11 protein-coding genes and 1 riboswitch are annotated in these 10,844 nt (G+C 33.4%); of the genes, 6 read left to right on the top strand and 5 right to left on the bottom strand.

Annotation, left to right across the window (positions count from 1 at the left end):
* Window positions 1–269: 269 nt before the first annotated feature.
* The 5 genes from CW357_RS07550 to CW357_RS07530 all read right to left on the bottom strand — a co-directional run bounded on the left by CW357_RS07550 (window position 270) and on the right by CW357_RS07530 (window position 3,784).
* A complete protein-coding gene (locus tag CW357_RS07550; protein WP_119413961.1) occupies window positions 270–905 on the bottom strand; it encodes a response regulator transcription factor in 636 nt (211 codons plus the stop codon).
* Window positions 883–1,932: a sensor histidine kinase gene (locus CW357_RS07545; protein ID WP_119413962.1), complete on the bottom strand. Its 1,050-nt coding sequence runs from the start codon at window positions 1,930–1,932 to the stop codon at window positions 883–885. The genes CW357_RS07550 and CW357_RS07545 overlap by 23 nt, the downstream gene beginning before the upstream one ends.
* On the bottom strand, window positions 1,929–2,624 hold the full coding sequence (liaF, locus tag CW357_RS07540; protein WP_119413963.1) for a cell wall-active antibiotics response protein LiaF: 696 nt from the start codon (window positions 2,622–2,624) through the stop codon (window positions 1,929–1,931). Before liaF ends, CW357_RS07545 begins: the two co-directional genes overlap by 4 nt.
* Before the next feature lie 138 nt (window positions 2,625–2,762).
* Window positions 2,763–3,419, bottom strand: a complete 657-nt coding sequence (locus tag CW357_RS07535) for a PspA/IM30 family protein (RefSeq protein ID WP_119413964.1) — start codon at window positions 3,417–3,419, stop codon at window positions 2,763–2,765.
* 14 nt (window positions 3,420–3,433) lie between these two features.
* Complete coding sequence (locus CW357_RS07530; RefSeq protein WP_119413965.1) at window positions 3,434–3,784, bottom strand: lmo0954 family membrane protein; 351 nt, start codon at window positions 3,782–3,784, stop codon at window positions 3,434–3,436.
* 189 nt (window positions 3,785–3,973) lie between these two features.
* Between CW357_RS07530 and CW357_RS07525 the strand changes: the two genes are divergently transcribed.
* From CW357_RS07525 to CW357_RS07500, 6 genes are all read left to right on the top strand, one after another.
* The gene (locus CW357_RS07525) at window positions 3,974–5,062 is read left to right on the top strand and encodes a metallophosphoesterase (protein WP_119413966.1); all 1,089 of its coding nucleotides are present in this window, start codon (window positions 3,974–3,976) and stop codon (window positions 5,060–5,062) included.
* Window positions 5,063–5,174: 112 nt separating this feature from the next.
* Entirely contained in the window at window positions 5,175–6,002 is an 828-nt protein-coding gene (locus CW357_RS07520; RefSeq protein WP_119413967.1) for an undecaprenyl-diphosphate phosphatase, read from the top strand.
* Window positions 6,003–6,281: 279 nt separating this feature from the next.
* Window positions 6,282–7,001 carry a response regulator transcription factor gene (locus tag CW357_RS07515; RefSeq protein ID WP_119413968.1) on the top strand — a complete coding sequence of 240 codons (720 nt, stop codon included), beginning with the start codon at window positions 6,282–6,284 and terminating at the stop codon, window positions 6,999–7,001.
* Window positions 6,991–8,349, top strand: a complete 1,359-nt coding sequence (locus CW357_RS07510; protein WP_119413969.1) for a HAMP domain-containing histidine kinase — start codon at window positions 6,991–6,993, stop codon at window positions 8,347–8,349. The genes CW357_RS07515 and CW357_RS07510 overlap by 11 nt, the downstream gene beginning before the upstream one ends.
* Window positions 8,336–9,025, top strand: a complete 690-nt coding sequence (locus tag CW357_RS07505) for a PepSY domain-containing protein (RefSeq protein ID WP_164489565.1) — start codon at window positions 8,336–8,338, stop codon at window positions 9,023–9,025. The genes CW357_RS07510 and CW357_RS07505 overlap by 14 nt, the downstream gene beginning before the upstream one ends.
* Before the next feature lie 84 nt (window positions 9,026–9,109).
* Window positions 9,110–10,423 carry a PepSY domain-containing protein gene (locus CW357_RS07500; RefSeq protein ID WP_158582294.1) on the top strand — a complete coding sequence of 438 codons (1,314 nt, stop codon included), beginning with the start codon at window positions 9,110–9,112 and terminating at the stop codon, window positions 10,421–10,423.
* A gap of 221 nt (window positions 10,424–10,644) precedes the next feature.
* A riboswitch (cobalamin riboswitch) is annotated at window positions 10,645–10,824 on the top strand.
* The last annotated feature ends 20 nt before the right edge of the window (window positions 10,825–10,844 follow it).

The raw sequence follows: 10,844 nt of genomic DNA, 5'->3' as shown, positions 1-10,844 counted from the left end.
TCTTGTTTTTTTACTAGTGCATCGATGATTTCTGTTGTAAACTGATTCATAGGGAAGACCTCTTTTCTTTGGATGAGTTGTGGTGACTTTATTCTATCAAGAAAAGGTCTTCCTTTTTCTATTAAAATTTCTATTTACACAAAATATTTTATACTCTCAATTATCTATTATTTAATGGAAATAGTATGGAAAGTGACGGCTGATTAGGGTGTAATTTACCTATTTGCTTCCGCAGTAGCGGGGAAAAGGAAGTCCCTATTAGGTATAATTCACTTAATAGGGACAAGTTGGTGGTTAAATGCATAAACGACAGCCTGAGTACGATCTTGTACTTCTAATTTTGAAAGGATATTACTTACATGAGTTTTTACAGTTTTTAAAGCGATATATAGTTCATCTGCAATATCCTGATTGGTCTTTCCTTGAGCCATCAATAAAAGCACTTCTTGTTCTCGGTCAGTTAAATCTTCATGAAGTGGTTTTTCTTTATGGCGCATTCGTTGCATCATTTTATTTGTTACTTCTGGTTCTAAAATCGGTTGTCCATTATAAGTACTTCGGATAGCATCGGCAATTTGTTTTGCATTTGTTGTTTTTAATAGGTAACTGATTGCACCAGCTTCTAGGGCAGGGTAGACTTTATCATCATCCAAGAAACTAGTGACAATCATTATTTTAGCTTCTGGCCATTCTTTTATAATAGCCTCTGTTGCTTCGGAGCCAGACATGATAGGCATAACCATATCCATTAAAATGACATCCGGACGGTGTTGCAGAGATAAATCGACGGCTTCTTGACCATTTGTAGCTTCAGCAACAACAGTCATATCAGACTGAGCTTGTAAGTATGCTGAAACACCAATGCGTACCATCTCGTGATCATCAGCTAATAGAATTCGAATCATTTTTTAATAACTCCTTTTCTACTGGAATTTGTATTTCAATGACAGTACCTTGTGATGGAACAGAAACAATTTTACAGGTACCACCAATTTCAACAGCACGTTCTTCTATATTATGCAAACCGTAGGAGCCTGCTTTCTCATCAATCGTTTCAAAGCCAATACCATTATCACGTACTCGGAAGATGACACGTTCATTGCGCTCCACAAGCAATAATTCTAGTTCTGTTGCTTTTGCATGTCTTAATGTATTAGACAAAGTTTCTTGAGCAATTCGGAATAAATGATCCTCGGCACCTTTTGAGAGATGTACATCTTCAAGACGGTATTTAATCGTAAAGGTTACTTTTTGCTGTAACTCAATAAGCAAGTCTTCTAAACCTTTTGAAATCGATTTGTCTTTTAATGCTGCAGGACGAAGGTGTAGTAATAATGCTCTCATTTCAAGTTGTGCTTGTTGTACGATTTGTTCAGTTTGAAGTAGAGTTCTTTTTGTGTCATCTGACAAATCTGCTGAAACTGTTTCATTCACTGTTGAAAGTAACATAGATGCAGCAAAAAGTTGTTGGGAAACAGAATCATGTAGTTCTCTCGCCAATCGTTGTCGTTCTTGAACAATGCGTTCTTGAATAATGAGATCTTGGTTGACAGCTTTATCATTGGTCATTTTTTGTAAACTTTTCCGTTGCGTACTGATTAATTCTTTTGTAGAAGTTAATGATTTTTGTAAGCTAGCATTAATCTCGAATGTTTCAAGCGACTGATTATCATTTTTCACTGCATTTTGTAAGGCTAATTCGAATTGTTGTTCTTTTTGATGTGTTAGAAGGAGACTCCAAGTAGCAATACAAACGCTAAATAGTAAACATAAAGAAATGAATAAAACAACAATTGGTAGATTCCAGTAGCGTGATACCCAAAGACCTTCCCATTTAGATAACGTATTTCCATATAAAAGAAAGAAAATAGCTGTTAATAAGATTAGTTCAAAAAACAAGGTTGTAAGTGTACGAGTTAGAAATTTTGTCATTGACGAATCACCTCAACATCTCCAAATAATGTTGATACGGTGATGATTAGTTCGGTAGATGCCTCTTCTATTAAATCATACCCATCTCGAAGTGTAATTGTGTCATTCCAAATTCTAGGATAAGCATTGCCGAAACATTTAGCATCTCCAACAAATGTATTATAGTGGAGTCGAACAGGGATTTCGTATGGAACAATAATCCTGACTTTCCCAAATCCTTGTCGAATAGAAATTAGGGAAGTACCTTTTGGCAAAACAGTTTGAGTTGTATCAATATACAAATCACCTACAAAACTTTGAATATGCACATCTTGCCATTCGTAAGATTGAAGTGGTGTATTTTGAAATGAAAAAAGTTTATTTTTAATAGGTTTCGTAACAGATTGTTGTGTAACTGGCTTAGAAAATGATATATGGACAGGGTCGCCTTTTTTCATCTTCCATAACACATACAATAATGTGGCTACAACAATGATACGTAGACTCCACATAGATGTGAGTGCAATCGCTATACATATGACGCCAGACCAAAAAAGCCATTTTCGTCTTTTGCGCATACTTATATAAATGAAAAATGCACCAAGAACAACAAACATAATGCTGCCGTTTTCAAAAAAGGTTGATTCCGTAAAAATAAGCAGGAATGCAATAAGAGTTAGCATTGTGAGTTTGTTCGTTGAAAACTGCGTCATAGATGTCCCTCCTTTAAACATTTCGCATAATCTGATGTAAGACTGACCTAACTGATGGGAGTTTCATTACATATAAGGGAAAAAAGAGAAGGTTTCCCTTCTCTTTTTAAGTATAACGGTAGTCCTCTAGAAGTCTAGTTATTGTGGTGATTCAAGAGTTTCTTTTTTTGTCATTTTTTTCTCAAGTTGAGCTAAACGTTCTTCCATAGAAGTAATTTCATGTTGCTGATCAATTTTTTGACCAAGACGATCAATGTAATTTTCCATTTCTTCAAATGTATCAAGTCTATCGTTAATAGAGCCTGTTGTTTCTGGATGAAGGATATGGTCCATTTGGTTATGTGCTCGAACGACATTCTCCTTTCCCATTAGTTGTAGTTGACGGAGTTTCATATCTTTAATCTTATGTTTCATTTCTTCATATTTGCGTTCTAGCCCAAATAACTCTTCGGTTGTTTTATCTATACTTGTTTTTATAATGATACTGCGTTGTTCATAGGCAGCCATTTCTTGTTCTGCAAAACCGATTAAGTCTTGTTCACCACTTAGCTTTGCTAATTCTAATTGAGCTTTACGTTTGTTATGCATTTCATTTGCAACTTCAAGTTCTTTTTCAAGCTTTTGTTTTAAAGCTCCTTGTCTTTCTAGCCATTTCCCAGTTTCTTCTGTTTGTTTTTCTGCTTCGCGAATGTATTGGTTTAACATCGCAATTGGATTTTTTTCTTCTTTTTTGTCAAATAGACGATTCAAATCCGCCTCGATTGTATATTTCAAACGTTGTAGTAAGTTCACCATGTTGGTCCCTCCAATTATTTAGATAATTCGTTCCATTGATTTTCAAAGTTTGTAAATGGATCCTCTGATTTTGGTGCAACAAATGATTCGCTAGAAGAACTGCCCCATTTGTGTACGATGTACCACAAGATAGCAATTGCTGCTAAGCCGATAAATCCTGGAATATTTGCAGTTGCTGTCAATAAACCAGCAATAGCAACGAGTGCCCACACAACTTTTGCGAATGTGGAGTTACTTTTCAAATAGAAGTGCACTCCTGCATAAAGAATAGCTGCTGAAATGGCTAGTCCTGATAAAGCTCCTAAAGAGCTTAGAATTGTGATGGCTGCTATAATACCGATGATCAATAAACCAAATTTTTTCATTGGTTATTTCCTCTCCCTTCGTTTGTATTTCTATCATAAGAGGAAATTGAATTTCTCTAAACGGTCTGGAAATTGATTTTTATCTAAGTCTAGAGGCTGAGCCAATCTAAGACTAGTTATTGTTTGTATTTTTCTATCCATTAAATGTAAAATACTTACATATGATATTAAAGGAGAATATATTCAATAATGAAGAAAATAATGGCAGTTTCTATATTTTTCATTTTATATAATGTAGTTGTCTTTTATCTTGGTTGGAATGTTTACCATTGGTTGCACGGTGCTTTTCATGTAAGTAATCCACTGGTATTTTCAGCTATCTGGCTTTATATGGCTTATAGTATTATTCTTAGCAATATCAATGAGCAGTTTCGAATTACAAAAGTAGTAAGTTGCTATTGGCTGATTGTAATGGAATATGGATTATTATTATTTCCAATCGCTAATTTATTGTTATGGTTTTTCCCCTCATTTCATATGATTTGGGTAGGGTATGTAATATTTAGCATTTTTGCTTTAATCATTATATTTGGATCATACATGGCATACTCACCGATAATACGTACAAAGACAATTCAGATTAGAAAGTATAGCAATGAAAGAAAAAAATATCGTATAGTGATTGCTTCTGATTTTCATCTTGGAATCTTATCGAATAAGAGACTATTACAAAAGTTTGTTTCACGTTCAAATGCTGCAAAGCCGGATATTGTATTTCTTGTAGGAGATATCGTAGACGATCATCCATATTGGTATAAGGCATATCAGATGGATGAAGTCATGAAGACATTAAAAGCTACATATGGTATTTATGGTGTACTAGGAAACCATGAATATTATGGCAAACAGATTCCGCTATTTATAGATGAGATGGAAAAATCAGGCGTAAAAATTCTACAAGATGAAACAATTTGTGTAGCAAATACGTTTTATGTAACTGGAAGAGAAGATAAAACAAATAAGGATCGTAAATCTTTAGAGCAATTATCTAAAGCTGTGGATGACCAATTTCCTTGGATAGTGATGGATCACACACCTTCGGATTTAGAAACACCTGTAAATCTTGGAGTAGACGTGCATCTCTCTGGACATACCCATTTGGGACAAATGTGGCCGAATCAATGGATTACTCGTAAACTATTCGAACTAGATTATGGCTATCTTTTGAAAAAATCTACTCATATTATTGTTTCATCAGGTTTTGGCTTTTGGGGTCCACCTATTCGTACGAATAGTAGAAGTGAAATGTGGGTTGTAGATGTTGAGTTAGTGGACTAATCATTAATGAAACTTTAAGTTTGCTTTTTCTTTTCATATGTTATGATAGTTTTGTTTGTAATGAAAGGTAATCATTCAACAAAGTAAAATAAAAAATAATTAAGGAGATACTATGGACTTTTTAGAGCTATTAAAATCCATTATTTTAGGATTTGTAGAAGGAATGACAGAATTTGCTCCAGTATCATCTACAGGTCATATGATTATTGTGGATGACATGTGGTTAAAAACAAAAGAGTTTTTAGGAGAATCTTCTGCCAATACTTTTAAAATTGTTATTCAGTTAGGGTCCATCCTAGCTGTTGTAGTTGTCATGTGGAAACGAATGTTAAGTTTGATAGGTTTATATCATCTTGAAGGACAGAAACCACATCACAGATTTAATTTATTGCATGTTATTATGGGGATTATTCCTGCTGGTGTATTAGGGGTATTATTAGAAGATTATATCGATAGTTATTTATTTGGGATTAAAACAGTAATCATTGGATTATTTGTTGGTGCGATTTTGATGATTGTAGCAGATAAATTTGGACCAAAAAGACCTAAAGTAACTTCACTTGATGATCTCTCTTATGTCCAAGCTTTTAAAGTAGGACTTGTACAATGTCTATCATTATGGCCAGGATTTTCACGCTCAGGTGCTACAATTTCTGGCGGTGTATTATTAGGATTAGATCACCGAACAGCATCAGATTTTACATTTATCATGGCTGTTCCAATTATGGCGGGTGCTAGTGGTATTTCACTTTTAAAACACTGGGATGAGATTAACTTTGGGGACATGGGTTTCTATGTTGTAGGATTTATAAGTGCATTTATCTTTGCATTAATCTCTATTAAATTCTTCTTGAAACTTATTTCAAAAGTAAAATTAGTGCCATTTGCAATCTATCGTATTGTATTAGCCATTGTACTATCATTCTTCGTATTTATGTAAAAGGGATGCGGATAGTGGAGTTTAGATTTGACTACCGCAGGAGTAATACATTATAACGGATATTTTTTATTGAAAGAAGGGTCTGCCCTGTAAGTTTTCTACTTATAGGACAGTCCTTTTATTTTTGTTTATTATAAAGAATAAGATTATCATCTTTATCAATTGCCGGTTTATTCTCATTATATTTTCATAAAAACATGCTACGATAAAAGTAAAACTTTTAAATATGGAAATCTAAATTATTTAAAAGTTCATCACAGTAAATGGTAGGTGAAGAATTTGGCAGAACGAATTTTAATTATAGAAGATGAAGAGAAAATAGCGCGTGTCCTACAATTAGAATTAGAGTTTGAAGGGTATGAGACGGGTATTGCTTATACAGGTTCAGATGGACTTATATTATACAGAGAACAACAATGGGATCTAATCTTGTTAGACATCATGTTACCCGTTATAAGTGGGATTGATGTCTTAAAAAGAATAAGAGCTACAGAATACTCAACACCAATCATTATGTTAACTGCAAAGGATGAACTCGAAGATAAAGTGACAGGATTAGATCTCGGGGCAAATGATTATATTACAAAACCTTTTGAAATTGAAGAATTATTGGCGAGAATTCGAGTAGCATTAAGATTTCAAAAAGAAAAACAAAAAAACGATGTTAAGGACATAAAAAAAGATATCTATTTTCATGAATATGGTGGACTTTCAATGCATGAAAAAACAAGAGAAGTAAATAAAGACGGACTATCAATCGATTTAACTCCGCGAGAATTTGAATTGTTATTGTATTTACTCAAACATCCAAAACAAGTTTTAACGCGTGAGCAAATATTAGATAGGGTGTGGGGATATGATTACTATGGAGATACAAATGTAGTAGATGTATACATTCGATACGTACGCCAGAAAATAGACAAAGGGTCTAACAATCCGCTCATACACACAGTACGTGGTGTGGGTTATGTTCTAAAGGAAAAGACACATGAAACTTAAATCGAAAATTCATATATTCTCGACAATTTTAATGCTTATTATTCTAGTAATTATGACTGTCGGCATCTACTTTATGTATGAGAAAATGGCTTATGATACAGAGTATAGACAACTGTTAGAGGAATCGCAGGAACTTGTGACTTCTATTAGTCAAACTAGCGGCATTAATGATCCGGCGACAATTTTACGAGCTTATATACCTACTAATGGAGCTATTCGAATTATTGACCAAAAAGGAAAGCAACTAGTAGCTGTTCAATCTATGGAAGGTATCGAATCCTATAAACCGCAATTGAACACAAAGAGCTATCAAGTTGAAGAATACAAAGGTATAGCCATTCTCTCTCTTAATGTACCAGTTGTTTGGAAAGACGGTTCTGTTGTATATGTTCAAATTATGCAATCAATGAAAAATGTAGCGAGAACACTTTCGCTATTAAGACTGGTACTGAGTGGAATGACTATTATAGCCACGATTTTCGTCATGCTTTCAAGTATGACGCTTGCTAAAATAGTACTTCTACCAATTCAAAGATTAACAGCTACTATGAAAAGAAGTAGTCAATCAGGAACATTTGAGAAAATTGTTATACGTAAGCAAGGAAAAGATGAATTAGGGGAAATGAGTTCAACGTTTAACAATATGATGTCACAGCTTGAACAAAATTACCGTAAGCAAGAGCAATTTGTTTCCAATGCTTCGCATGAATTAAAAACACCACTTACAGTGATTGAAAGTTATGCAAGACTTCTTAAACGTCGGGGATTTGATAATAAAAAGGTAGCGGAAGAATCAGTAGAGGCTATATTAAGTGAATCTATTCGTATGACAGAAATGATTCAACAAATGCTTGAACTTGCAAAAAATAAAGAAAATGCACCTTTAAAAAAGGAACAGATTGATATATATCAATTATTACAACAGACATTACAACAAATGCGTCAAACTTATAAAAGAGAATTTTATCTTTATGGAAAAGGACCTATGTTGGTAAATACAGATCATCAGAAGATGAAGCAACTCTTATTTATTTTCCTTGAAAATGCAAGACGTTATAGTAATGACGAAATACATGTACATTTATCTGAAGAACCTTACATTATTAAAATTCAGGATTATGGGGATGGGATTGCCGAAGAGCATATTCCACATCTTTTTGAAAGATTCTATCGAATAAGTGAAGATCGAAATCGCAAAACAGGTGGGACTGGCTTAGGCCTTGCTATTGCCAAAGAAATTGCTGACCAGTTAAATATCAGCATATCAGTAGAAAGTACAGTAGGGGTAGGTACCACCATGATATTGACTTTTAATGAACAAAAGGAGGTACCAAATGAGAAAAGTTAAACATTTGTCACTCCTAACAATTATTATATTAGCTATTGCGGCGATTTTCAGTGTTTGTTTAATGTGGAATCATGAGTCTACTGAAAATAGAAAATCTACTGAGGAAGTTTATAAAAGTATTGAAACGATGTATGGTGGAGAAATTGTCTCCTTTAAAAACAATGGTGATGAGTACGCAATGGAATTATCAAAAAATGGGGCGAACTATCATATTGAAGTGAGAGCGAAAGACGGCAAAGTACTTCAGATGAAAAGAACAGATCTAGATGGTTTAAAAAAGGAAGATATTTTGTCTAAACAGGAAGTTAATCGAGTTATAAAAAATCATTATAATGGAAGAATTGAGAGTGAGCTTTTAAATACATGGCAAAATGAAATGGTGTATCAAATTCAAGTCACTGCTCAATCCAAAAAACTGAATATTATTGTAGACGCGATTACAGGTGAAATTTTATCTGAGACTCGTGTTAATTTGAATGCTAAAAATACTGCTATAAGTAAAAAAGAAGCACAGCAGATTGCTATAAAGAAATTGAATGGTACGATTCAAAATACCACTTACTATGAGACAAGCAGTGGTGGATATTATTTAGTCAAAATAGAGAAAAAAGGTATAAACAAAACTTTTCAAATACACGGTGTATCGGGGAAAGTAATGTCAATTACGAATGATTAATTTTCTCACCAAAATCTAATGTTACTCTATCAGTATTTTCATTTTAGTTGTATATAGTAAATGTAACAAAAGGAGGCGGAAATGATGAAAAAGACAATCATTGCATTAGCAATTACAGGTTCTTTAGTAATATCAGGAGTAGTTGGAGTAGCAGCAAAATATTCGGCAAAACAAGACATTTTATCGTCTCAAGAAATTTCTAAGAAGGCTCTAAGTTATGTAAAAGGAAAAGTATATAAGGTGGAGCTAGACCATGAAAATATGGGACCTGTTTATGAAGTAGAAGTTAAAGGACCCAAAGCAAAATATGAGCTGAAATTAGACGCCAAAACAGGTGAACTTTTAAAAAAATCAACCGAATATTATACGACAACACTTGGTAATAAATTTATAGGTCTAGAAAAAGCAAAACAAATAGCCCTTAAATCTGTTAAGGGAACGATTCAAAAGGCAAAATTTGATAAAGAAGATAGTGTATATGAAATAGAAATTATTAAAGGAAAATACGAATATGAATTTGATATCGACGCATATACAGGGAAGATTTTAAAAAAAGAAAAAACAAAATTTTCTTCTAAAAGTGATCGAGCGATTAGTTTGAGTAAAGCAAAACAAATTGCTTTAAGTTCTGTTGATGGTGTTGTTCAAACAGCTCAATATCATCCAAGTAAAGGAATATATATAGTTCATGTTAAAAAGAATGCCAAAACATATGAACTTCATATTGATGCGGAAACAGGAAGAATTATCGATCAACAATCGAATAATTCAACATTATCAAATGCTGGCTTAAGTATTGGAAATGCTGAAGAAGTTGCCCTTAATGCAGTTGGTGGTGGCTCAATCATAACGTCTAACTTAGATAGTGAAGATGGTGTTTATGAAGTCAAAGTAAGAAACGGAAAATATGAATATGAACTTGAAATTGATGCTACATCAGGTGAAATTCTTAAACAGCAAAAAGAAGCCGTAGAATACAATTCGTTAAGTGATTCCACAGCACTGATTGGTGTGGAAAAGGCAAAACAAATCGCACTATCGAAAGTTTCTGGAACTATCTCATCTGCAACCTATGACCAAGAAGATGGTGTATATGAAGTATCAGTAATCTCGAATGGGTATGGATATGATTTTGATATAAATGCTCAGACAGGTGAGATTATTAAGCAAGAACAAGAAAAAGTTGATAACGTTACTACTAATAATAATTCATCTTATATTACGTCACAACAAGCTTCTCAAATTGCGTTATCAAAAGTAAAAGGAACTGTTACTAAAATTGATTTAGAAGATGGAGTTTATGAAGTAGAGATTAAAGATGGTACTTATGAATATGAACTTGAAATTGATGCTCAAACAGGTGAAGTTTTAAGTTTAGAGAAAGATTATGAAGATTGATAAAATAGTAAAATAACTATCCAATTCGTTTTAAGTACATGAATTGGGTAGCTTTTTTATTTTTTTTAAATGTCCTTATTCTATGCATTAAAATAGGTTGGTGTATTTTGTTTGACAAAATATAGAATAAGTTTGTCGTGCTTTTTCTTTAATTTTGCAAATAGACTTGTATTAAGTAAACACAATATGTTAGATTGTATTTATATCAAAAGCACAATATATAGTATGAAACGAAGATTGGTACCAGTAATGGTTTAAAAGGGAATTCGGTTCAACGCCGAAGCTGTCCCCGCAACTGTAAGTGTGGACAATTGTCAAATAACCACTGAGCAATGCTTGGGAAGGATGACAAATTGGATGAAACACAAGCCAGTAGACCTACCAGTATTTTCGTTACAACACTTTCTTCGGGGGTTGAGAA

It is taken from the genome of Rummeliibacillus sp. TYF005 (assembly GCF_003844195.1).
Lineage (GTDB): Bacteria > Bacillota > Bacilli > Bacillales_A > Planococcaceae > Rummeliibacillus.
The sequence above is the reverse complement of the archived record's forward strand: the minus strand, read 5'-3'. Positions and strand labels throughout refer to the sequence as shown.